Origin of the sequence: Mesocricetibacter intestinalis, from assembly GCF_004363295.1 — a bacterium.
Lineage (GTDB): Bacteria > Pseudomonadota > Gammaproteobacteria > Enterobacterales > Pasteurellaceae > Mesocricetibacter > Mesocricetibacter intestinalis.
The window spans coordinates 225,346-249,499 of sequence record NZ_SNYQ01000002.1 but is presented as its reverse complement, the minus strand read 5'-3'; the positions used below and the strand labels follow the sequence as shown (position 1 = coordinate 249,499).

Annotated in this window: 16 protein-coding genes; 3 read left to right on the top strand and 13 right to left on the bottom strand. The window is 48.1% G+C overall.

Translation table 11 applies throughout. The annotated features are described in order from the left end of the window. The first annotated feature begins 105 nt into the window (after positions 1 to 105). Positions 106 to 1,488: a toxin/drug exporter TdeA gene (gene tdeA / locus EDC45_RS03860; RefSeq protein WP_133543637.1), complete on the top strand. Its 1,383-nt coding sequence runs from the start codon at positions 106 to 108 to the stop codon at positions 1,486 to 1,488. A 395-nt stretch (positions 1,489 to 1,883) separates the two neighbouring features. Here the strand turns inward: tdeA and cspD are convergent, their stop codons facing one another. Further along, positions 1,884 to 2,093, bottom strand: a complete 210-nt coding sequence (gene cspD, locus EDC45_RS03855) for a cold shock domain-containing protein CspD (RefSeq protein WP_133543635.1) — start codon at positions 2,091 to 2,093, stop codon at positions 1,884 to 1,886. Positions 2,094 to 2,333: 240 nt separating this feature from the next. Then, a complete protein-coding gene (topA, locus tag EDC45_RS03850) occupies positions 2,334 to 4,940 on the bottom strand; it encodes a type I DNA topoisomerase (RefSeq protein ID WP_133543633.1) in 2,607 nt (868 codons plus the stop codon). A gap of 266 nt (positions 4,941 to 5,206) precedes the next feature. On the opposite strand from topA, the gene EDC45_RS03845 reads away from it, so the two are divergent. Continuing rightward, positions 5,207 to 6,103 carry a LysR family transcriptional regulator gene (locus EDC45_RS03845; protein ID WP_133543631.1) on the top strand — a complete coding sequence of 299 codons (897 nt, stop codon included), beginning with the start codon at positions 5,207 to 5,209 and terminating at the stop codon, positions 6,101 to 6,103. 8 nt (positions 6,104 to 6,111) lie between these two features. On the opposite strand, the gene recD is transcribed toward EDC45_RS03845, so the two are convergent. The 11 genes from recD to EDC45_RS03790 form a co-directional block, all read right to left on the bottom strand. Continuing rightward, a complete protein-coding gene (gene recD, locus EDC45_RS03840) occupies positions 6,112 to 8,007 on the bottom strand; it encodes an exodeoxyribonuclease V subunit alpha (RefSeq protein WP_133543629.1) in 1,896 nt (631 codons plus the stop codon). Between the two features lie 12 nt (positions 8,008 to 8,019). Further along, positions 8,020 to 11,706, bottom strand: a complete 3,687-nt coding sequence (gene recB / locus EDC45_RS03835; RefSeq protein ID WP_133543627.1) for an exodeoxyribonuclease V subunit beta — start codon at positions 11,704 to 11,706, stop codon at positions 8,020 to 8,022. A 124-nt stretch (positions 11,707 to 11,830) separates the two neighbouring features. Next, positions 11,831 to 12,187, bottom strand: a complete 357-nt coding sequence (locus tag EDC45_RS03830) for a DsrE/DsrF/TusD sulfur relay family protein (protein ID WP_133543625.1) — start codon at positions 12,185 to 12,187, stop codon at positions 11,831 to 11,833. Between the two features lie 28 nt (positions 12,188 to 12,215). Next, a complete protein-coding gene (locus tag EDC45_RS03825) occupies positions 12,216 to 13,526 on the bottom strand; it encodes an NCS2 family permease (protein ID WP_133543623.1) in 1,311 nt (436 codons plus the stop codon). A 257-nt stretch (positions 13,527 to 13,783) separates the two neighbouring features. Beyond that, positions 13,784 to 15,550 (bottom strand): assimilatory sulfite reductase (NADPH) hemoprotein subunit, encoded by a 1,767-nt coding sequence (gene cysI / locus EDC45_RS03820; RefSeq protein ID WP_133543621.1) that lies wholly within the window; start codon positions 15,548 to 15,550, stop codon positions 13,784 to 13,786. 22 nt (positions 15,551 to 15,572) lie between these two features. After that, positions 15,573 to 17,372, bottom strand: a complete 1,800-nt coding sequence (locus EDC45_RS03815; protein ID WP_133543619.1) for an assimilatory sulfite reductase (NADPH) flavoprotein subunit — start codon at positions 17,370 to 17,372, stop codon at positions 15,573 to 15,575. A 122-nt stretch (positions 17,373 to 17,494) separates the two neighbouring features. Further along, complete coding sequence (locus EDC45_RS03810; RefSeq protein WP_424960659.1) at positions 17,495 to 18,793, bottom strand: sulfate adenylyltransferase subunit 1; 1,299 nt, start codon at positions 18,791 to 18,793, stop codon at positions 17,495 to 17,497. 17 nt (positions 18,794 to 18,810) lie between these two features. Further along, positions 18,811 to 19,737 carry a sulfate adenylyltransferase subunit CysD gene (gene cysD / locus EDC45_RS03805; RefSeq protein ID WP_133543615.1) on the bottom strand — a complete coding sequence of 309 codons (927 nt, stop codon included), beginning with the start codon at positions 19,735 to 19,737 and terminating at the stop codon, positions 18,811 to 18,813. A gap of 60 nt (positions 19,738 to 19,797) precedes the next feature. Continuing rightward, positions 19,798 to 20,529: a phosphoadenylyl-sulfate reductase gene (locus EDC45_RS03800; RefSeq protein ID WP_133543613.1), complete on the bottom strand. Its 732-nt coding sequence runs from the start codon at positions 20,527 to 20,529 to the stop codon at positions 19,798 to 19,800. Between the two features lie 24 nt (positions 20,530 to 20,553). After that, the gene (gene cysG, locus EDC45_RS03795) at positions 20,554 to 21,990 is read right to left on the bottom strand and encodes a siroheme synthase CysG (protein WP_133543611.1); all 1,437 of its coding nucleotides are present in this window, start codon (positions 21,988 to 21,990) and stop codon (positions 20,554 to 20,556) included. After that, on the bottom strand, positions 21,987 to 23,042 hold the full coding sequence (locus tag EDC45_RS03790; RefSeq protein WP_133543609.1) for a sulfate ABC transporter substrate-binding protein: 1,056 nt from the start codon (positions 23,040 to 23,042) through the stop codon (positions 21,987 to 21,989). Before EDC45_RS03790 ends, cysG begins: the two co-directional genes overlap by 4 nt. Positions 23,043 to 23,327: 285 nt before the next feature. Between EDC45_RS03790 and cysT the strand changes: the two genes are divergently transcribed. Next, a complete protein-coding gene (gene cysT / locus EDC45_RS03785; protein WP_133543607.1) occupies positions 23,328 to 24,149 on the top strand; it encodes a sulfate ABC transporter permease subunit CysT in 822 nt (273 codons plus the stop codon). The last annotated feature ends 5 nt before the right edge of the window (positions 24,150 to 24,154 follow it).

Here is a 24,154-nt window from a genome sequence, read left to right as displayed (position 1 = left end):
TTGTTATACTGCGCAATACAACAAAAGTACGTTCGAAACGACCGCACTTGGCATTTGCAGCTCTTGCATTTTATCGGCGGGTTTTCATAGTTAAAAGGAAAAATAATGTTTAAATTTAATAAATTAGCGCTTAGCGTCATTCTTTCCACCGCATTGGTCGGCTGTGCCAATATTAACGATTCCTATCGCACTGCTCAGCAGGATTTCAAGCAATATGAAGAAATCACCGCACAATACAATATTAAAGAGGATTGGTGGACGCTGTATCAGGATTCGCAATTGAATAAAGTCGTGGAACAGGCATTGCTAAACAACAAGGATTTAGCCAAAGCCGCCATTTCGGTAAACTCCGCACTCTATAAAGCAAATTTATTGGGCGCCGATTTAGTCCCTTCTTTCAGCGGATCCACTTCTTCTTCCGCAACTAAAAACATTAGAGAAGGCGGCAATTCCAGCATTTCTCACGGCGGTTCGCTCAGCGTAAGCTATACCCTGGATTTATGGCGTCGTCTTGCCGATGCGGCTTCCGCCGGCGAATGGACCTATGCGGCCACCCAACAGGATATGGAATCGACCCGTCTGTCTTTAATTAATTCCGTGGTTACCACCTATTATCAGATCGCCTATTTGAACGATGCGATTACTGCCGCTCAAGACAGCGTGAATTACTATAGCCAGATCAACAATATTATGCAGAACCGCCTTAGCCAGGGAATTGCCGATCGGGCCAGTACCGATCAGGCTCAACAATCCGTACTCTCCGCCCGGAATACGCTGATTAGCTATCAAACCGAGCGGAAAACGGCGGAACAAACCCTACGCAATCTGCTTAACCTAAAACCGAACGAAGCTCTGAATATTAACTATCCGCATATTCTGAATGTGAAAAACACGGAAGTGAATCTAAATGTGCCTTTCTCCACCATTGCTAACCGTCCGGATGTTAAGGGCTATCAATATCGTCTTAACAGCGCCTTTAAAGACGCTAAAGCAATGCAGAAAAGCTGGTTCCCGACAATTAGCCTGGGCGCCGGTTTATCTTCCGAAGGTACTAAGGTGAATAACGCCTTTAATGTGCCTCTGGCCAGCGGAACCCTGGGAATTTCCTTACCGTTTCTGGACTGGAATCATGTTAAATGGAACGTAAAAATTTCCGAAGCCGCCTATGAAACGGCGAAATTAAACTTCGAGCAAAGTATTACCAGCGCATTGAATGATATTGATACCAATTACTTCAGCTATACTCAGGTAAAACAAAACTTTGCCAATCTGCAACAAAAATATGAATACGACAAGCGTATCACCCAGTATTATCGCAACCGCTATAATGCCGGCGTTTCCGAATTGCGTGAATGGCTGAATGCGGCGAATACGGAGAAAGCCTCACAAATTTCCATACTGAACGCCAAATATAGCCTGATTCAGTCCGAAAATGCCATATACAGCTCAATGGCAGGCTATTATTCGCCGAAACCTTCACAACAATAAGCCTATAATAATCTAATTTTAAGGGGCGCTCTTTATGCGCCCCTTAGTATTTCTAGCATTCCTTATAATATTTCTCCCGGCAATTTATACCGCTGCGGATAATCTTCTTTCTTCAGTTACTTAATAAAAATACAAAATATTGCGAACTTGTTTATTTTTATTGTGCATTTATTGGCTCATTAAAAAATCCGCCCAAAAACCACCGCTCTTTTAGCTCGAAGCATACAACCAAAACGAAATATAAAGAGCATGCTAACCTGAAGTCGGAATTTACCTACCGACATAGCGAATAGAATAAAAAAGTAAAATAGAATAAAAAAGCAAAAAAGGCAGGATTGCTCCTGCCTTTGCTTATATAAGATGACATGAAAAACTGGGAAAATAAGGTGCGGAAATTACTCGATAATAGGGATAATTTTCGTTGCGTGCGAACCTTTATCGCCGTGAACCGCTTCAAAATTAACTTTCTGGCCGGCTTTCAGCGAACGGTAGCCGTCCATTTCAATCACAGAGTAATGCGCAAAAATATCCGCATCACTGCCTTCGGCATTTATAAAACCGAACCCTTTCGCATTGTTAAACCATTTTACAACACCGACTTCCATATATGTTACCCCTATGTGGCTTTAGTCTTTACAAGACGACATAACAACTTTTAATAAGACTTTCCGCCTTATTGCCCGATACAGGTTAATATCTAAGAAATTCCCGCTTTTCGCAACCGTTAATCTTTCAAAATCAAACGGAGATCACAAAATATTTTCCCGCGGCAATAAAAAAATGCGAACCGCCAAAAATAGGCAAGGTTCGCATTTAAACTTAATCGGCGCTAAAAGGGCGGAAAATTATTTTTTGCTTCTTTCCTGCCACTTTCCGTCGTTAAAATCCACAATCCATTTGGTCGCCTTACCGTTTTTCTCTGAGGTAACATATTGGCGTTTTTCCTTGCGGCTGAAACGTACAATCGCCTCGTTACCCTCAGGATCCTGTTGCGGCGCATCGGCCAGATATTTCAGTTTTTCCGGTAATCGCTCGCGGAAACGGGCCAACTCCGCCACTTTAGGCGCCCGGGTCTCACGGGATTTAGGGAAATTATGGGCGGACATAAACACGCCGCTAGCACCGTCGCGCAGAACAAAATAAGCATCGGATTTTTCACATTTCAATTCAGGGAAATGGGTCGGTTCTTCTTTCGGCGGCGCAACTTCACCGTTTTTCAGAATCTTGCGTGTATTGTCGCATTGGGTACAGGCCATATATTTACCGAAACGCCCCGATTTTAAGTGCATATCCGCACCGCATTTATCACATTCGACAACGGGCCCTTCGTAACCTTTAATTTTAAAGCTGCCCTGCTCCACCAAATAGCCGTCGCAATTCGGGTTATTACCGCAAATATGCAGTTTACGCTGAGCATCTATCACATAGCTGTCCATGGCGGTACCGCAAATCGGACAGCGTTTACGCTCCATTAACGCCTTAGTTTCCGATTCGCTGTCCAATACATTCAGCAATTCCGCTTCGGGAATTAAATTTATCGTGGTTTTACAGCGCTCTTTCGGTGCCAGCGCATAACCGGAACAACCGAGGAAGACCCCGGTACTGGCGGTTCGAATCGCCATTTTTCTAGCGCAAGTCGGGCAGTCTATATCGGTCAGAACCAAACTGTTCGGCTTCATACCGCCTTCGATTTCATCTAATTCGGCACGTCCCAGCTGGGCGGAGAAGTCCTTAAAAAACTGATTTAATTCGCTCTTCCAGTTCTTATTGCCGCTGGCAATCTGATCCAAACGATCTTCCATTCCGGCGGTAAAATCATAATTCATTAAATTAGCAAAGGACTGATTCAGACGATCGGTAACGATTTCCCCCATTTTTTCCGCATAAAAACGGCGGTTTTCAATTTTAGCGTAACCTCGTTCCTGAATGGTGGAAATAATCGCCGCATAGGTTGAAGGGCGACCGATACCGCGTTTTTCCAGTTCTTTAACCAAGGCTGCCTCGGTAAAACGTGCCGGCGGCTTGGTGAAATGCTGAAGCGGACGTATATCTTTTAATTTCAACATCTCTCCCACACGCAGCGCCGGTAATTCCTGATCTTCCGCCGATTTACCCATTTGCGGCAGCACTTTCGTCCAACCGTCGAAGCGTAGAATACGTCCTTTGGCTTTGAGGCGATAATCGCCTGCGCTAACCGTTAAGGTGGTACTGTCATATTGCGCCGCCGGCATCTGACAGGCGACGAACTGACGCCAGATTAGATCGTACAAACGTACGGCGTCTTTTTCCATAGCGCTTAAACTTTCCGCGCCGATATAAACATCGGACGGGCGAATGGCTTCGTGCGCTTCCTGGGCGTTTTCCTTACTGGAATAAAAATTCGGCTTCGGCGGCAAGTAATTTTCCCCGTAATGTTCGCCGATATAGCGGCGCGCCATAGATAAAGCGTCTTGGCTCAAATTGGTAGAATCGGTACGCATATAAGTAATATAGCCCGCTTCATACAAACGCTGCGCCAGCATCATGGTTTTTTTCACGCTGAATCCTAAACGGGTACTCGCCGTTTGCTGTAAGGTCGAGGTGATAAAGGGCGCTCTCGGCTTCGAACCCGTAGGACGGGTTTCCAGCTCCGATACCATATAATCGGCCTTCTCCAAAAAATCCACCGCAGTTTGTGCTTGTTGTGCGGTTTTAGGCTCGAATTTTTTCCCCTGATATTCGCTGATATCCAACTGTACCGATTGCTTATTCGCATCGGCGACCACCGCCACTTCCCAGTATTCCTGCGGTTGGAAAGCTTTAATTTCATGTTCGCGCTCCACCAGTAGCTTCACCGCAACGGATTGTACCCGTCCGGCAGATAAACCGCGCGCTACTTTTTTCCACAACAGGGGAGAAACCATAAAACCAACCACGCGATCCAGAAATCTTCGGGTTTGCTGCGCATTAACCCGATCCAAATTCAGCTGTTCCGGCTTCTCAAAGGCCTGCTTAATCGCATTTTTAGTGATTTCATTAAATACCACCCGGCTGAAACGACTGTCATCGCCACCGATAACTTCGCGCAAATGCCAGGCAATGGCTTCTCCTTCACGGTCCAAATCGGTAGCCAGATAAATATGATCCGCTTTTTTCGCCAAGGACTTCAGCTCGGAAACCACCTTTTCCTTTCCCGGCAAAATTTGATAATTGGCTTTCCAGTCATGATAAGGATCGATCCCCATCCGTTTTACCAAGGCATTACGCTCTTTTTCTTTTTTTACTTTTTCCTTTTCTTCCGCACTTAATCCCTTGGTGGATACCGGCTTGGCTTTTTCACCGGCGGATATGCCGGCGCCGGGTAAATCGCGGATATGCCCCACACTGGACTTTACTACATAATCGGAACCCAGATATTTATTAATGGTTTTCGCTTTTGCCGGCGATTCCACAATAACTAAGGATTTGGTCATTTTTTATTACCTGATTCTTTTGTACTTATAAAATATTTGCGTTCAATCTTAATATTTGATATGACTACGCAGCGAAATATGATTATTTTTGATTATATGACTTTTTTGCTACCGGAAGGAATTATTTATCTATTTTCCGTATTCTTAACTATCCTCAACCGATACTCCGAGGCTGTTGATAATTTATATTCCCCCCCGCAAGGGTTAGTGAATTATCGACAGACCCTATTCTTTGGTCAATAGTTTTTTTATGAAAGGTGAAATAAGTGGATAAACTAAATGCAATTTCAATATTTTGCCGGGTCATAGAAACCCAGAGCTTTACTCAGGCGGCGGCTTATGAAAATATTTCCGTCGCCATGGCGAGCAAATTGGTCGCCCAATTGGAGGAACAACTTAAAACCCGCTTACTGCAACGCACGACAAGAAAAATAATTCCCACCGAAGCGGGACTGGAATATTACCGACGCTGCCAACCTATTCTGACCGAATTAGCGGAGGCGGATGCCAGCATCAGCGCCCTTTCAACGACCCTACACGGCCATCTTACGGTTTCCGTGCCGATGGATTTCGGCTTGCGCTTTATTGCGCCGAATCTGCCTAATTTCGTAAAAGCGCACCCTAATTTACATGTGGAAATGGAATTTAGTGATCGCCGGGTGGATTTAATGACGGAGGGTTATGATCTGGCGCTACGCATCGGCGCCCTGCAAGACAGCACCCTGGTGGCAAAAAAACTGGCAACCTCATCGGTTCATTTCGTTGCCTCCCCGGACTATTTGGAAAAACATGGCAGACCGCAAACGCCGGAAGATTTACAGCATCACGACTGCTTGCTGTATAAAGCCATAGGTAATCAGATTTACTGGGAGTTCAGCGAACCCGGCGGTAAAGTCAGAAGATTGAAAATGCAGTCCAAGGTAATTTGCAATAACGGTATGACATTGGCCTGCCTGGCAAAATCCGGATTGGGAATTATTACTTCTCCGCGTTTTCTCATTGAAGAAGAACTAAAAAGCGGCGAACTGGTGGAAGTATTGGCCGATTATCCGCAACCGAAGCTGGATATGCACGTAATTTATCCCCATCGCCGCCACTTAGCGGCGAAAGTAAAAGCCTTTATCACCTTTCTGAGCGAACTGAACTTTTGTCAGGACAAATAAGGGGGCGCCTAATCCTGTTGCAGCTGCCGGCCCAATCCGCTTTGTCGTTGTACGGATTTTCTCAGCGCACTTTTCCAAACATTTTTCGTGCCGAATACGCTCAGCTGCGACTTGGCTCGAGTTACCGCCGTATAGACCAGTTCTTTACTCAGTAAAGGCGAATTATGCGGCGGCAAAATCAAGAAAGTATGCTCAAATTCCGAGCCCTGTGATTTATGTACCGTCATCACAAATGCCGTTTCATGGGCGGGAACCCGGCTGGGAGATATGGCTTTATACTGCCCTTCTCCCGTTTCAAACCAGACCTTATCGGCGAAAAACAAGCCTATATCCCCGTTAAATAATCCGACATTGCTGTCATTGCGAATAACCATCACTGGTTTCCCTACATACCAGTCGCGGCTGTGTTTAAAATACAGCGCACCTTTACGGCGCAGGCCCTCGGCAATGCGTTGATTAAGCAACTCCACGCCCGACTCGCCGCTACGCAAAGCGGTGAGAAAACGGATTCGCTTAAAGGCATTAAAAATCCGTGCGACACTTTGCCCGTCAAACTGCGTAGATTCTCGAATCAGGTTAAGGTAAGCAAGATATTCCTTAACCGCCATACTCACCGCACGCGCAGCGTAATCCGGCGGATTATTCTGTTGTGCTGCACGGATAGCGGATTCCGCATCAATAAATTCAATATCGGTAAAATGTTCAAACAGGCTCAGGCTGCTCTCGGCCTGCATCTCGTTTACCGCTTTAGCCAGCCGGCCGATACCTGAGTGTTGACCGAAACGACGACTTTCATACAGATAGCACAAATGATCGCGAATCGGATTTCCCGCCGCTTGATAATCCGTTACTTCACCGGTTACATCCCTCAGATAATCGGCAAAATCACGCCCGTACCCCTGTTGCAGAAAGGCGCCTAGCTCACCGATAACAGCCCCCGCCTCCACCGAAGCGAGCTGATCCTTATCCCCCAGTAAAATAAGTCTGGCATCGGGTTTCAGCGCTTTCAACAGTTCGGCCAATAATCTCAGATCAAGCATAGAAGCCTCATCCACCACCAATACGTCCGCCGGCAGCGGATTATTCCCCTTGCCTCTTGGATACCCCTCGCCGAGCAAACGATGAACGGTCATACCTTCATTGGGAACCGATTGACGCAATGGCGCCGGCAGCGACATTTTATTCAGCGCATCGGCGATACTTTCGCTTAAGCGGGCGGCGGCTTTACCTGTAGGTGCCGCCAGCCGGATATGCAGTTTTGTCCCGTTAAGCTTCTGTAATGCGATTAATAAACGCGCTACGGTAAAGGTTTTTCCCGTACCGGGTCCGCCGGATATAAGGCAAAATTGCTGGCGCAACGCTGCGGCAATAGCGATTTTCTGCCCCGGATTACAGCTTTGTTCTTCCTTAAGTAAGGCTTTTACTTGTTCTATCTGAGCGCTATCGGTAAATAAGGGGCTATTTTTCACCGCCCTTTTCAAGTAACGGGCAACAAAATATTCGTCCTGCCAGCTGCGGTAAAAATAGAGGGCGTTAAACTGAAACACTAAGGGAGTAATCCGCTGCCGAGGCGCGCTGCTAAAAGCTATATGCCCTGCCAACGCCTCCTGCCAGCGGCTAAGAGGTAACCCTTCGATTTTACTGCGGATAGCGCCGAGATATTCAGCCCCCTCAGCCCGTTCCGCAAGCTCAAAAGGATTATGCAGCAACGCCTCGTTCAAAAATAGACAGGTATTTCCGCGCTGCTGCGCAAAGGTAATTAATGCCGCCAGCAGAACCGCTAAATCGGCAACCGCTGCGGAATAATTATGAGGTCGTTGTTTCTCCGCAATCAGTGCGGCGAAATAATATTCGCTTGCGCCGATCAATTGTTGTTGTTTCAGTTGGGCTAAAATGCTCAGCATATGGAATCCCGCTTAAAAAAGTGCGTCCAGCGCTTCAATCAGACGCTCATCAGGTTTAGTGTAAAACACGCCGTATTCTTCTTCCCTGCCGTTCATACCGCGTAGGAAGAGATAGTATACGCCGCCGAAATCGCGGCGGTAGCAATAATTGCTGTCCCGCGTACCAAGATAACGATGCAGGGCCAGGGTATAGAGTAAATATTGCAGATCATATTGATTATTTTGCATCCCTTGTTGCAAAACATCCTTGCCATAATGTTGCGGACTCATACCTAACAGATTGGATTTATAATCGGCAATATAATATTTTCCCCCATGGCGGAAAACCAAATCCATAAACCCTCGGATCATGCCTTTAATTTCCTCTAACTGCCAGTCCCGGCAATACAGCGGATGATATTGTTGCAGCAGACGATTAAATTCTCCAATCTTGAGATTGCGGCTTAATTTCAGATAAAACTGCATTTCCTGCAGATAATCCGAGGGAGCCAAATCTTTCAGGGCGATGCCGACCTCTGCCAGGGGATGGCTGCGGATATTTTCCAACCATTGAGCGAGCGGCGCCTGCCATTCTTGCGCCAGCTGTAATGTGTGGCATAAGGACTGTATCCCCTCTTCCGCCACCGGGCCGAAAGCATATTTTTCGAAATAACGATGTAGGGCGTTCCCCACATAAATTCCGTGCGGAAAATCAACGGGCGAAAACCCCGGCGGATAATCCTGAAAACGGCTTTCCTGTTGCCCCTCCGGCGACATATTATCCGCCGCAAGGGAAAAGTTATTCCGTTCTTCTCCCGCGTATTCTCCCTGCTCGGAAAAAGCATAAAAATCCACCCCGCTTAGCGGTTCCGAAGACGCAAGCATACCCGAACTCTTTTGTTCATGCATACGTGCCAGCGCGGTAAAGCCGAGAACCCGCCAGTCCCGTTCGATATTAAGGTTAAAGTATTCTCCCTCCAGCAGCGGAGGCCGAATTTCCTCCGTTAGCGCAGCAATCTCCTCTTCTCCATCGAACGCCATAATACGTAAATTCTGTTCGCCGATACGCCGCCCCAATGCCTCCAACAAAGGCCGGCTCTGATAAGTGCCGTCAAGCCCCCTTGTTTCGCCGATTTCGCCCTGAGTCAATGCATATAGCAGAGCATTCCATTGTTTTTCAAACTGCGTCGGCAAAACAAAAGAAATATGGTATTTAGCTCGGGTTAAAGCAACATACAGCAGACGCATTTCTTCCGCCAGGGATTCCTTATCTCGCTGCTCTTGATGTTGATTATCCATATCCCAATGTATTGCTTCCCGCGCCTTATCATAATAAGTGGAAATATCCCGTCGCGACGGCGTTTTAACGCCTTTAGCGATAAAAGGCAACCAAACGAGAGGATATTCGAGTCCTTTGGATTTATGTACGGTTACCACTCTGACCAGCTGCCGTTCGCTTTCCAATCTTATGCGCTGAGCATCGGTGCGGTTCTCTCCCTGAATCTGCGCCTCCAGCCAATGTACCAGGGCAGCTTCATTTTCATTTGTGGCGGCAGCCTGTTGCAAAAGCTCCGCCAGATGAAACAGATCCGTTACCCTTCTTTCCCCTTCTGCGCTACCAATCAAGCGCTGCACTATAGCTTCGCGCATAAATAGGCGATGCAGCATGGCTAAAACGCCCTGATAGCGCCAGATGCGCTGATAATGCAAAAAGCGCTCCACCCATTGTTCCCAATCCTTTTCACTATGCTTGATATGGTGAATATCCTGCGCCGTCAGTGAAAAAGTCGAGGTGGCAATCGCATTTAAAATATTACGTTCGTTCAGAGGGTTAAGACAGGCATTCAAAATCAGTAATAAATCTTTAGCTTCCCCGGCATCGAATACGTTGCTATCGTCAGATAAATAAACCGAAGGGATATCATAGGCCAATAAGGCTTTTCGGATCTCTGCGGCCTCATAGCGATTGCGCACCAGTACGGCAATATCCTTCGGCTGTAACGGAACCAGTTCTTGCTCTCCGCCAAATCCGGTATTATTCTGCGCCGCATCCTTCAACCATCGGGCAATACTTTGCGCACAACAACGGGCGGCTTGGGTTTCGTCGCCGAGATAAAAATCAAAGGCAGCGGCCTTTTGTCCGTTATCCATAAAGGGCGATAGCTTTTTGCCGTTGCCCACCGGTTCAAAACCTATGCCTTTATATAAGAAGGGCGCATGCAGAGAAAAGTCAAACAGCCCATTAACCGCCTTCAATAAATCCTGATGGGAGCGATAATTTAATCCTAGGGTTAGACGAAGCGCTGCCTGCCTTGAGGCTTTCAGGTAAGTGAAAATATCCGCACCGCGGAAGCGATAAATAGCCTGTTTCGGATCCCCGATCATTAAAAAACCGGTTGGAATTTCCGCGTTGGTCGGCGCGCCCATATAGAGTTTGTGGAAAATCTGGTATTGATTGTTATCGGTATCCTGAAATTCGTCAATCATGGCAAAAGGATAACGGTGGCGGACGGCATCCGCCAGTTCGTCGCCGCTCCGAGCATATAAGGCCTGTTTAAACAGATGGAGCAGATCCTCAAAGCTCTTTTCTTTATGCTTCAGTTTGTAATCCAGCAATTTAGCTCTTACGCCCCGAATATAATGGGCAAGGATCAGTTTGCGATATAATTCCGTATCCGCAAGGCTTTCCCTTACATTATCCAATTGTTCAAACAGCGGATGGTAAATAGGCTCCGCGCCCTCTTCCGCATAATCGATTAAAGCCTGTTGGGAAAAATACTTTATCCCCTTTTCCGGCAGGGCGGTTTCATAGGAATTTTGCGCCCAATCCTTCATTTCGCGCAGCCATTTAGGCGGATTGGAAGAATTAAAGACCCGTCGTTTCAGACGTTTTTTTTCGCCTTTTTTATAATCGCGCCCAATTTCCTCCAGAATCAGCCTTTCGATATCCTCCGCCTGCGCCAGCCATGCGGCTTTCAGTTGATCTAATGCCTGTTGCCCTCGTAATAAATAACCTTCGAAAAATTCCTGCAAAGAAAGATTCAGTAAACTGCCGTGCTGGGTTTCTATTTTCAACATATCGCCATACACATAAGGGCGAATTTCCGCCATAACCTGCTGTGGCGAAATAAAATGGCGATGAATAAAACGGGCGATCTGCAAAGGCTGCGGATAAAAATTCTCGCGCCAAAATTCTGCGCAGAATCTCTCTATCAGTTCGCTTTCGTCAGCCACCAGTTCCAAATCGAAATGAATGCCGGAATGAAAAGCGTACTGCATCAACATACGGCGACAAAAACCGTGAATAGTATAAATCGCCGCCATATCCATATTTCGTTCCGCAATATTCAGGCGTTCCACCGCCAGACCGATATCCAACTCGTCCACCAGCGTTTCCAACATCGCATTATCCGTATTGCGAAAAATCGCCTTATCCCCCTGGCGGCGGTAAATATTGAGTAAGGCCTTAGCCCTTTGAATACGTTCGCGGATCCTCGCCTTTAATTCCTGGGTCGCCGCTTCGGTAAAGGTAACCACCAGAATCTGCTCCACCCTCAGCGGGCGGGCAAAATTATGTGCCGCCGGCTGTCCGGCTTGCAGCAACAACCTTAAATATAATGAGGCGATGGTATAGGTTTTGCCGGTACCCGCCGAAGCTTCGATTAATACCCGACTGTTCAGCGGGACGGAAACAGGATCAAGTGCGGTAGTTTTTTCCATGCTTTTTTCAGTATAAAGGGCCATTGATTATAAGGCGGCGTTATTATAGCAATTTTGCCGTTAGCCGGCTCCCTTCCCATAAAACAACGCCTTCCCGCAGGAAGGCGTCAAATATAGCGGAAAATTAGAAGTTCAGTACTTTATCCGCTTCAAACGTCCAGTCCGCCAGTTCGATTAAGGTGCCGATCTGAACCCCCTCCGCCAACGGCAGCTCGGTAATACCGCGCGCATTGGTACAGGTTTTACAAAGTTTCACCGTTGCGCCCTGTGCGGTCAGAATTTCCAGCATCTGCTGAACATGGTATCCTTCCGCCGGCTGCTGTTTGGCCAGTCCGCCGCTTACCGCATCGGACATTAAAAACAACTTCAGTTCAATCTCCTCTTTATACTGTTCCTGCAGCTGTAGCGCCAACCGTAATCCGCTGAAGAAACTTTCGTTGCCGTAGGGGGCGGAGTTAATAATAAAAAGTAATTTCTGCATAATTTTTTCCTCTATCCGAAGGTCGGACTTAGCCGACCCATATAAATTTAATTAAGAACAGCAGGGAAACCACCCAAACCGGCCCGTTAATTTCTTTTAGTCGTCCGGTTCCGGCTTTCATAATACAGTAGCTGATAAAACCGAAGGCGATACCTTCCGTAATAGAATAAGTAAAAGGCATCATGGCGGCGGTAATAAACGCCGGTGCCGCTTCGGTCAGATCTTCCCATTTAACCTTAATCAGGCTGGAAGCCATTAAAATGCCGACATAAACCAAGGCTCCCGCCGTTGCATAAGCCGGAACCAGCGCCGCCAGCGGAGAAAAGAAAATGGTCAGCAGGAATAAAACGCCCACCGTAACCGCGGTCATACCGGTACGACCGCCAACAGACACTCCGGCGCCGCTTTCCACATAGGTACTGATAGCGGAAGTTCCGATAAAGGAACCGCTCACCGCACTGACGCTATCCACATATAACGCCTGTTTCATTTTCGGGAATCGTCCTTGTGCATCGCTAATGCCCGCCTTATCCGTTACCCCTAGCAATGTTCCCGAAGAATCGAACAAATTCACCAGTAAAAAAGAGAAAATAATGCCGAGCAGTGCGGTATCCAAAGCACCGGCGATATCTACTTTTCCGACCACCGCGTCCAAACTCGGCGGCATGGAAATAATGCCTTGGAAAATAACATTCTGATCAAAATACAAAGCCAGAGCGGTAATAGTTACAATAGAAACCAGTACGCCGGAAAAAATATTGCGCGCCGCCAGTACGACAATAATAAAGAAACCTAAAATGCCCAATAATACTTTCGGATCATGCAAATCGCCAAGCGCTACCAAGGTTGCGGGATTGGCTACCACCAAACCCATATTTTTAAAGCCGATCAGGGCGATAAAAAATCCGATACCCGCCCCGATGCCGACCCGCAGGCTTAAGGGAATGGAAGCCATAAGCCAGTAACGAATCTGGAATAATGTCAGCAATAATAAGCCCACGGAGCCCCAAAAAATGGCGCCCATACCGATTTGCCAAGAATACCCCAGTTTACCCACCACCACATAAGCGAAAAACGCATTTAGCCCCATGGCGGGCGCCAATGCAATCGGCAGGTTACTGAACAGCCCCATGGCGATGGTACCCAAGCCCGCAATAAGGCAGGTAGTTACAAAGACCACCTGTTTGTCCATACCGGCATCGCCTAAAATGGAGGGGTTCACAAAAACGATATATACCATGGTGAAAAATGTGGTCAATCCGGCGATAATTTCCGTTTTTACCGAACTATTATGTTGTTTTAGCTGAAAAAAGCGCTGAAGAGAAGATTGATGTTCCATGTCTCTGTTCCAAATGAATTTAAAAAGTCCGTATGAAAAACGACGAGATCAATTAAGATGACGGGAGTTTTTCTTGCCGAGTTTAACAAAATTGAATTCAGACTGCGATCTTTTTTCAGGGCTTATGCTTTAATTTGCCGCTTTCTTAAATCCCTTAAAAATATCAGCCGGAGTTACCCGCTAGGATAAATCCGGCTTTCAACATAGCTGCTATTTTGCCTAAGGCTTTAAGGATAAGTCTGTTTAGCCCCCATAAATCAATTGTTAAGCGTCGGAATCAATGCGGCATTCCAGAAATCCACAGCAGCATTTACCACCGGTTGAATAATACCTGTGCGAATCACAAAATCACCGAAACCTTCGTTTTCCTCACGTTCCGCCGCCCAGCGCCCGATCAGAGCGTCCAGTTCCTGCTGAATTTCCGCCAGGGTAATATTTTCCCGATACAGACGCGGAATACGCGCCCCTTCGCGATCACCGCCGATATGCAGGTTATAACGCCCCGGGGCTTTTCCCACCAGGCCGATTTCCGCCAGCATCGCCCGTCCGCAACCGTTCGGACAACCGGTAATGCGGGTAACGATAAAATCATCGCTAAGTTGATATTTAGCCATCAGTTTATCCAGTTCATCGATAAATGCCGGTAAAATCCGTTCCGCTTCCGCCATGGCCAAGGGGCAGGTGGGAAAAGAAACGCAGGACATAGAATATTCGCGCAGTTTGCTGACCCGATGGGAAATCAAACCGTAACGGCGCGCCAAGGCTTCGATTTGCGCCTTATCCTGCTCCGCCACATTGGCGATAATCATATTTTGATTGGCGGTAATACGAAAATCCCCCTTATGTACCTTGGCTATTTCCAGCATACCGGTCAATAGCGGTTTATCCGGCTGATCGGTTAAACGCCCGCTCTCGATAAACAGCGTTAAATGCCAGTTATTATCAATCCCTTTAACCCAACCGATACGATCGCCCCGTTCAGTGAATTTAAACGGGCGTATGGGTTCGAATTTTGCCCCCATGCGCTTTTCCACTTCGGCTCGGAAGCCTTCCAAGGTCATACGTTGAATGGTATAGCGGGTACGGGCATTTTTACGATCACTGCGGTTACCGAAATCCCGTTGCGTTGTAACAACGGCTTCTGCTGCCGCTAAGGTTTTATCCAACGGCACATAACCCAGTTCTAAGGAAACGTTCGGATAGGTTTTAGTATTACCATGTTCCATAGAAAGCCCGCCGCCCGCCAGAACATTAAAGCCGCATAATTTTCCCGCTTGGTCCTGAACGGCGATAAAATTTAAATCGTTACCGTACACATCCACATCATTAAGGGGCGGGATCGCAACGGCGGTTTTAAACTTACGCGGTAAAAAAGTGTTACCCAAGATAGGCTCTTCTTCCGGCTTTAGCAGCTCTTCCGAACTGCCGATTTTTTTACCGTCCACCCATACATCCAAATATCCCCTGGAACGCGGTAACAAATGTTCGGAAATTTTCTTGGCAAACTCATAGGCCTGCTGATGCAATTCCGATTCAATCGGGTTGGAGGTACAGAGTACGTTACGATTCATATCCGCGGCGGTAGCAATGGAATCCAGCCCGATTTTATGCAGCAGACGATGCATCGACTGCAACTGCCCTTTGGGCACGCCGTGATACTGGAAAGTCTGACGATTGGTTAAGCGGATGGATTGATAATAGGTATGTTCCCGGGCAAATTTATCGATTTCAATCCATTGCTGAGGTTTAATAATACCGCCGGGTAAGCGACAACGTAACAACATGAATTTAAGCGGCTCAAGCTTTTCCTGCAAACGTTCGGCGCGAATGTCCCGATCGTCCTGCTCGTACATACCGTGGAACCGAATCAACTGAAAGTTATCCCCTTTGAACCCGCCGCTGAGCGGATCCGCCAAATCCTCCAAAATGGTGCCGCGTAAAAAATTACTCTCCCGTTTTAGCCTTTCGTTATCGGACAGCGGTTGTTTTTTCCAATCCTGATTTTCTATATCCTGTTTACTCATTTCTTTATCCCCACCAATAAAATTAATAGATATCGCGTTGATAGCGACCCTGTTCACGCAATTCGTTCAAATATTCTTCCGCTCCTTCATTGTCAAAACCGCCCTTTTCCCCGATAACTTCAAGCAAGGCTGTTTCCACCGCTTTCGCCATGCCGGAGGCATCGCCGCAAACGTACAGATGTGCGCCTCGTTGTAACCATTGCCAAAGCTCATCTGCGTTATGACGAATTTTGTCCTGAACATATATTTTTTGCGCTTGATCCCTCGACCAGGCAAAATCATACTTATGCAAATAGCCCTCTTTAACAAACTGTTGCCATTCGAGCTGGTATAAAAAATCCTGAGTAAAATGCGGGTTACCGAAGATCAGCCAGTTTTCGCCGCTCGCCTGTTGTGCCGCACGCTGTTGAACAAAGGCGCGGAAAGGTGCGATACCGGTACCGGAGCCGATCATAATTACGGGTTTATCCTGCTGTTCCGGCAGCCGGAAATTCTCATTGCTTTCGATAAAAATATTGATGCTGTCCCCTTCGCGTACGCGATCCGCCAAATAACCTGAAGCCGCCCCGCTGCGGGTTTTGCCCCGGTGTTCGAAACGCAGGGCGCCTAAGGTTAAATGGACTTCCTCCCCCACTTCTTCCGCCGCTGAGGAAATGGAATATAAGCGCGGCTGTAAAGGACGCAATAAGTTTGCCAGTTGCGTTGCGCTTAATTTCCCCGGATAATCCGCCACTACGTCCGCCAGCATGGTACTTTGTACATAAGCCTGCAGTTTTTCTCCCTCTGCCGCCAATGCTTTCAGTTCGGAATTATCAATTTGTTCGGCATATTGTTTTACAAAGCTCGGCGTATTCTGGCTGATTTCCAGTCGGGATAAGAGCGCGGTGCGAAGCGGTAAGACCTCGTCTTGGATTTTTATTTCTTCCTCGCCGCTTAGGCCGCTGCCGTGTAGAATTTCCTCCACTAACAAGGGATCATTTTCAAACCATACCCCCAGCGCATCGCCCGGCTGGTAACTCAATCCGGAACCGCTTAGATCCAGTTCTATATGGCGAACGTCTTTTTGCGAGTGGCGACCGGTAATTTTCTGATTGGTCAGTAAAGTAGCGGCAAAAGGATGCTGACGATCAAACACCGCCTGCGGGTCCGCTTTGTTGGAGGCGACGGGAGAAATAGCGTTTACGGCGGTGGAAGTCGTTGTTTTTTGCTGAATAATCCGCACCATGTTTTCGATCCAACCGTCGGCGGTAGCGGTGAAATCCAGATCCGCATCGGTTCGTGGCGCTAAGGCTTTTGCCCCCAGTTCGCTCAGGCGTTGATCAAAATCTTTTCCGGCCCGACAGAATTGGGGATAGGAGCTGTCCCCCAATCCCAACACCGCATATTCCAGCCCGCTCAGATCCGGTGCTTTTCGCCCCTGCAGGAATTTGTACAAAGGCAACCCTTCTTCCGGAACTTCGCCCTCCCCCTGTGTGGAAGTTACCAACAGCAGGCATTTTTCCGTAGCGATATTTTTAGCTTTATAGTCCTTTAATGCGCTGCGTTTTACGCCGATTCCCGCCGCACTCAACTGCTGCGCCAGTTTATCCGCAACGGATTTGGCATTACCGGTTTGAGAAGCGGACAGTACGGTTACCGCCAAAGGCTCTGCTGTTGGCGCGCTTTGTATAAGGACGCCCGCTGTTTCCGGTTGCGCCCCCGAAGCGGCGGCTTTCGCCCAGCAGTAGCCGGAAAGCCAAGCCAGCTGCAAAGGGGCTAAATCATTCAGAATACGTGCGGTTTCCGCACTAAAAGGAAATTCGTTCGTTGTGTTTGTGCTCATATTGTTCCCCGCATTAAATGGGTAATTCTTGCTTGCCCGTAAGTGCGGTGATTTTTCGACGTCGTTTAAAAACGACGATAAAAAAACACCGCACTTTTGTCTGTTCCGACCTTCTGCCGCACTTAGCTGTCCAGCCCGGTAATAATACCCGCCGCTACGGTATGGTAAGTCGCTTCATCGATGAGAATGAAGGATCCGCCGACAGCGTTATCTTCATAAAGGGTGGCGGCAATAGGTTGCTGTAGAACAAGGTTGATGCGGGCAATATCATTCACTGCCACCTGCTCTCTGCCGCTGCTTTGAGATAGGGTTTCCACATCCAATACGCTGGCGATATGTTTGATCCGGGCAAAAACGGTTTTGGTTGTATGTTTAAGCAGGTATTTGCGCGCCGGATTGAGGGGGCGCTGATCAAACCAACATAGGGTTGCCGCCAGCGCTTGCGTCGGTACTAAGGGCGAATCCTGCGCCACAAACACATCGCCGCGGGAAATATCAATATCTTTATCCAAACACAGGGTTATCACCTGGTCGGTTTTAGCCGAATCAGAGGCGCCCTTGGGGTGAATAATTTCCCTAATTTCCGCCTGCTGTGCGCTAGGTTCGATACGGATTTTATCACCGACGCGGATCTCTCCGGCTTCTACCCTGCCTTGATAGCCGCGGAAATCGTTCTGCTTATCCGCATCTTGACGAATCACATACTGGACCGGAAAGAAAAAGGCTTCCCCTTTGCGTTGTTGTTCCTTCGTCGGCAAATTTTCCAAAATACTCAGTAAGGGCTCGCCCTGATACCAGGGCATACTTTCACTGCTGTAGACCAGGTTATCCCCCAATAAAGCGGATACGGGCACAAAACGGAGATTGCGTAATCCGAGTTGCTCCGCCAGGGCTTGGTAAGCCGTGCAAATACGCTCGAATTTTTCTCGGCTATAATCGAGTAAATCCATCTTATTTACCGCAACGATAATATGCGGGCAATTAAGCAGGCGCAGTATGGCGGAATGGCGCTTGGTCTGTGCCAGCAGTTGCAATTCCTCGGCGGCAAAATTTAATTGAGAGGCATCAATCAATACCACGGCCGCCGTAGCGGTGGAAGCGCCGGTAACCATATTGCGGGTATATTGTTCATGTCCCGGGGTATCGGCAATAATAAATTTACGCTTAGGGGTGGAAAAGTAGCGATAGGCCACATCAATGGTGATCCCCTGTTCGCGCTCCGCTTCCAGTCCGTCGGTAAGCCGGGAAAAATCGATCGCCTGTCCGCTGTTTTTGCTTCCTTTGTTTTGCAATAAATCGATTTGATCGGTCAGTAACGCCTTGCTGTCATATAATAAACGCCCGATTAATGTGCTTTTGCCGTCATCTACGCTGCCGGCGGTAATAAAACGTAGAGGGGTGAGTTTTGTTGTCATATAAATTCCTTAGCCTAATATGCTTAGAAGTAGCCTTCTTTTTTACGTTTTTCCATTGCCGCTTCACTCGCCTGATCGTCCAGTCGGGTGGCGCTGCGTTCCGAAATATCGGCGACGGCGGTTTCACGAATAATGTCTTCGGCATTTTGCGCTTCGCTCGCGACCGGACAGGTGCAGCTGATATCGCCTACGGTACGGAAACGTACATTGATAATTCGGCTTTGTTCGCCGCTTCCCTTCGGCGTTAAGTCCGTTACCGGTACCAGCAATCCTCCGCGTTTCACCACTTCGCGCGGGTGGCTGTAATAAATGGAAGGTAGTTCCAGCTTTTCCCGTGCGATATATTGCCAGATATCCAACTCGGTCCAATTGGAAATAGGGAATACCCGCATATTTTCCCCTTTGTGCAATTTAGCGTTATATAGCGACCATAGCTCCGGGCGCTGAGCTTTAGGATCCCATTGTCCGAACTCGTCGCGGAAAGAAAAAATCCGCTCTTTGGCCCGCGCTTTTTCTTCATCTCGTCTGGCTCCGCCCATTAAGGCGTCAAATCCATTATCCGCAATGGTTTCCAGCAAGGTAACCGCCTGTGCGGCGTTACGGCTGTCGGTTTCCTTGCGTAAGACCACGCTACCGCGCTTAATGGAATCTTCCACATGGCCAACAATCAGCTTCGCCCCTAATTTTTGTACCAGTTGATCGCGAAAAGCGATCACTTCCGGATAGTTATGCCCGGTATCTATATGTAGCAAGGGAAAGGGCAATTTGATCCTACGTTCGCCTAACTTAAAGGCCTTGCAGGCCAGTGCCAGCAAAACCACGGAGTCCTTACCGCCGGAAAACAGCAAAGCGGGATTGGCACATTCCGCCACCACTTCACGAATAATATAAATGGATTCGGCCTCCAGCCAGTCCAGATGCCCGTTCTGCAGTTGTGTTTGAATTGTCATCGTTATTCTTCCTTATGGATTTATAATTAAATCGGGAGCCCTTAGCGCTGAAAGATAAAATTATTTATGCAGACCGCATTCTTTACTGTCTTTATTTTCCCACCACCAGCGCCCGGCTCGAATGTCTTCGCCCTGCTTAATCGGGCGGGTGCAGGGATCGCAACCGATACTCGGATAGCCCTGTTGATAGAGTCTGTTGTAGGGTACCCCCTGCTGTAGAATATAAGCCCAGACCTCCCGTTCCGACCAATCGAAAATGGGGTTGTATTTATCCATGTTGCGGGCATTATCCCGCTCGGCAAAGGCAAGTTCGCTGCGGGTTGTCGATTGTTCCCGGCGTTGTCCGGTCAACCAGGCGTCCGCACCATTCAAGGCACGGTTAAGGGGTTCGATTTTACGCAGAAAACAACAACGCCGGCGCAGTTCTACACTCTCGTAATAAGCTTGTGCGCCCTGTTCCGTAATGAAATTTTGAGTCTGCGCCCGATTCGGCTGAAAACGTATCAGTTTCAGATCGGGATAGGTTCGTTCAATAAGCTTCAATAAATCCAGGGTTTCTTGGGGCAACAGACCGGTATCCAGAGTAAAAATACCGATATTCAGCCCATGTCTTGCAATCAAATCGGTAATCAGCATATCTTCCGCCGCCAGGCTGGAGGCAAAGCGTACTTGGCTATGGCTGTCCTCAATCTGACGCAGGCGCTGTAACAGCAATTCTTTTTTATAGGCTAAATTTTCCAACACCGCCTTATCTGGTTGCGGAATTTGCCATAAATTCGGTCGTTCAATCATATTGCTTTCCTTTAATAACGAAATTTAAGCGACCTGATCCCAATGAGGGTTCAGACTGTCCAATGTAAAGTGCGGTTGTTTTTGATAGAGTTTTTGTTCGCCGAACCAGGCTAGTTTTTCTTGTAACGCCACCACTTCGCCGATCACTATTAATGCCGGTGTTTCAGCTTCCGACGCCAGTTCGGATAAATTTAACAAGGTTCCGACTCTGGTTCGCTGGGCGGCTCGGGTAGCCTGCGAAATAACCGCAACCGGCGTATCCGGCGCACGTCCGTGGCTTTGCAAATTGGCAGATATATCCGCCGCTTTCAGCGTTCCCATATAGATCACCAGGGTCTGGCGGGAGCGAGCCAGCGTCTGCCATTCGATGGGCGCAGAATCCGCCTTGAGCTGGCCGCTTACAAACAAAACGCTTTGGGCATAATCGCGATGGGTAAGGGGTATACCGGCATAAGCGCTGGCACCTATGGCAGCGGTAATCCCCGGTACCAGGCTAAAAGGGATATGATGCTGCGCCAGTATTTCCAGCTCTTCGCCCCCTCTCCCGAAAACAAAGGGATCGCCTCCCTTTAGACGCACTACCCGTTTGCCCCGAGTGGCGAAGCGTACCAATAATCGGTTGATTTCCTGCTGGGCCATTTGTTCGCCGCCCGCCCGTTTACCCACAAAAATTCTTTCCGCATCACGTCGGATAAGCTCCAGCACCTGTTCGGATACCAATGCGTCATAAAGCACGACGTCCGCCTGCTGAAGTTCCTGCAAACCCTTTAGGGTCAATAAACCGGCATCGCCGGGGCCGGCGCCCACCAGTGCAACCGAGCCGCCGCGATAATCCCGCTGCAACTGACGGCTCAATTCCCGCTCCGCCTCTTCTAACCGCCGATTTTTGACCAAACGAGCTACAGGCCCGTTAAAAATCCCCTCCCAGAAGCGGCGGCGCTCCGTTACCGTTTTCAACCTTTCTTTCACCTGATTCCGCCATTGCCCCGAAAGTTGCGCCATAGCACCTAAATGCTGAGGCAGTAAAGCTTCCAGCTTTTCACGCAGCAGTCGAGCCAGCACCGGTGCCGTACCGCCGCTGGATATGGCGATTTGCAACGGATGGCGATCAATAATTGAAGGAAAAATAAAGCTACAGTGCGCTTGATCATCCACAACATTCACCAACTTATGTCGGCGTTCCGCCGCCTGAAACACCCGTTGATTAAGCTGTTCGTCATCGGTTGCCGCAATCACCAGAAAAACGCTTTCCAACTGGGAGGAATTAAACTCGCGTGCAATCCAGCTGATATTCGCGCGCTGATAAAGTTGTTCCAAGGTGGAATTCAGCATTTGCGCCGTAACCCGCACTTGCGCCCCGGCTTTAAGCAGCAGGGCGATTTTACGCGCCGCAACGCTGCCGCCGCCGACCACAAGCACCGGGCGCCCTTTTAAATCGGCAAAAACAGGCAAATAATTCATGGTTTCTCCTTAGCTGTCGGCGCAAGCTGTTTTGCCTTCTGCACAGCCGTATAAAGTTGATCAAAGGATCCCTGAGCGGTGAAATGAATGCGGTTAATACTGTCCCAATCGCCAAATACATCATTAACTTTAAAACTGTTCACCGCAGGGAAACGCTCGGCATAAGCGGCCAGAATCTGCGGATTACTCGGGCGGAAATAATGTTCCGCCGCCAATTTTTGTGCCTGTTCCGACCAAAGATTGAGTAAATAGGCTCGCGCCAAAGTGCGAACATTGCCATATGCGCTGTTTTTTTCCACTTCCGCCACCAATACCGGCGTGTAAGCGCTGTAACTGGGATAGATAATCTCGAACTTATCTTCGCCTGATGAGCGCATGGCAAGTGCCGCTTCGTTTTCCGGCGTAATCAGTACATCGCCCAGTCCGCGCCGAGTAAAAGCGAGGCTGGCACTACGTGCCCCCGCCTCCAATAAAGGCACATTGGACAACACCTCGCGAACAAAGCTTGTTTGCTGTTTTGCTCCGGAAAAGTTTTTTTGCGCATAAGCCCACAGCGATAAATAAGCAAAACGTCCGTTAGCGGAGGTTTTCGGATTGGCGAAGATAACCGATATTTCCCTTGCGGCCAGATCCGCCCAATCTCGGATCCCTTTAGGGTTACCTTTGCGTACCAGAAAAACCATAACGGAACCAAAAGGCGTGGCATGATTAGGTAAGGCTTCTTGCCATTGAGGATTCACCAAGCCTTTTTTTACCAACATATCAATATCGCTTTCCTGAGTCAGGCTAACCACATCCGCCGGTAATCCGTTGGCAACGCTTATTGTTTGTTTAGCTGCTCCGCCATGGGATTGGGAAATCGTAAAATCCTGTCCGTATTGGTGCTGATAAAAGCGACGAAACTGGGGATTATAGGCTTTATAAAAATCCCGAATCACATCGTAGGATACGTTTAACAAGAGGGGGCGTTCCTTATTACCGATGTTTTTCACAGCGAACGGAACGAGAAGCAAGAGCAGACAGAAAGCGGATATACATACAAATTTTTTCATTCTGTCCCCCTCTAATGACAACTCGGATACTTGACGTTTAAGTGATGACAATTAGTTATAAAGTAAAAAATTTGGGGGATAAAATAACGATTTTGAATTTCTTATAACCAAAACAGATAATATTCTTTGTTTTAATAATCAAAATATGCACAAAAGTTATAAGAAATAATTTTATGTTCTTTGCGCCGGAGAAAAAGTGCGGTTATTTTTTTAACAGTTTTCAATTGTTGCCCTTCCTGCCCCGCAGTTAAGGGAATCCCTATCTAAGAGCATAAAGGAGAGTGAATGAATTATCTTCTTCCGGGCTTCCGGCGCGGCCTGACCCTTACCCTGCTCTGGCTTGGTTCTATGCTGGTGCTACCGTTGATCTTGCTGATTCTGACCGCATTGCAACTTGAAGCCGGCGAAATTATGCAGATTATCAGCAGCCCCCAGGTTGTCGCCTCTATTCTGCTGTCGTTTAAAATGGCTTTTATTGCCATGGGCGTAAATCTGCTATTCGGTTTTGTATTGGCATGGATACTGGTACGTTATGATTTTTTCGGTAAAAAATTGGTAGATGCGCTGATCGACCTGCCTTTTGCACTGCCTACCGCAGTGGCGGGTATTGCACTGGCTTCGCTGTACTCCGCTAATGGATTATTCGGCGGCCTGCTTGCCCGCATCGGGGTTCAAATCGCCTATACTCCCAGCGGTATTGCCCTTGCCCTGATTTTTGTCAGCCTCCCCTTTGTGGTACGAGCCGTTCAGCCCGTATTGGCGACACTTGATCCTTCCTATGAAGAAGCCGCCGCCATTCTGGGCGCATCAAAACTCACCCGTTTGCGCCGTATTCTAGTTCCGGCATTGCTGCCGGCATTGATTAGCGGTGCGGGTATGGGGTTTGCCCGTTCCCTCGGCGAATATGGCTCGGTTATTTTTATTGCCGGTAATGTTCCCTTGGTTTCGGAAATCGCTCCGCTGATCATTATGTCTAAACTGGATCTGTATGATGTTCGCGGCGCCTCCGTAGTGGCACTGCTAATGCTACTGATTTCCTTTCTGATTATTTTGCTGATCAACCGTTTGCAATGGGCATTCAGCAAGCGTTTTATCCAAGTAAGTTGAGGTTT

What these genes read in the sequence shown, in the direction of transcription:
- tdeA (WP_133543637.1), top strand. Translation starts at nt 106, where the DNA reads ATGTTTAAATTTAATAAATTAGCGCTTAGCGTCATTCTTTCCACCGCA.
- cspD (WP_133543635.1), bottom strand. Translation starts at nt 2,093, where the DNA reads ATGGAAGTCGGTGTTGTAAAATGGTTTAACAATGCGAAAGGGTTCGGT.
- topA (WP_133543633.1), bottom strand. Translation starts at nt 4,940, where the DNA reads ATGACCAAATCCTTAGTTATTGTGGAATCGCCGGCAAAAGCGAAAACC.
- recD (WP_133543629.1), bottom strand. Translation starts at nt 8,007, where the DNA reads ATGCTGAGCATTTTAGCCCAACTGAAACAACAACAATTGATCGGCGCA.
- recB (WP_133543627.1), bottom strand. Translation starts at nt 11,706, where the DNA reads ATGGAAAAAACTACCGCACTTGATCCTGTTTCCGTCCCGCTGAACAGT.
- EDC45_RS03830 (WP_133543625.1), bottom strand. Translation starts at nt 12,187, where the DNA reads ATGCAGAAATTACTTTTTATTATTAACTCCGCCCCCTACGGCAACGAA.
- EDC45_RS03825 (WP_133543623.1), bottom strand. Translation starts at nt 13,526, where the DNA reads ATGGAACATCAATCTTCTCTTCAGCGCTTTTTTCAGCTAAAACAACAT.
- cysI (WP_133543621.1), bottom strand. Translation starts at nt 15,550, where the DNA reads ATGAGTAAACAGGATATAGAAAATCAGGATTGGAAAAAACAACCGCTG.
- EDC45_RS03815 (WP_133543619.1), bottom strand. Translation starts at nt 17,372, where the DNA reads ATGAGCACAAACACAACGAACGAATTTCCTTTTAGTGCGGAAACCGCA.
- cysD (WP_133543615.1), bottom strand. Translation starts at nt 19,737, where the DNA reads ATGACAATTCAAACACAACTGCAGAACGGGCATCTGGACTGGCTGGAG.
- EDC45_RS03800 (WP_133543613.1), bottom strand. Translation starts at nt 20,529, where the DNA reads ATGATTGAACGACCGAATTTATGGCAAATTCCGCAACCAGATAAGGCG.
- cysG (WP_133543611.1), bottom strand. Translation starts at nt 21,990, where the DNA reads ATGAATTATTTGCCTGTTTTTGCCGATTTAAAAGGGCGCCCGGTGCTT.
- EDC45_RS03790 (WP_133543609.1), bottom strand. Translation starts at nt 23,042, where the DNA reads ATGAAAAAATTTGTATGTATATCCGCTTTCTGTCTGCTCTTGCTTCTC.
- cysT (WP_133543607.1), top strand. Translation starts at nt 23,328, where the DNA reads ATGAATTATCTTCTTCCGGGCTTCCGGCGCGGCCTGACCCTTACCCTG.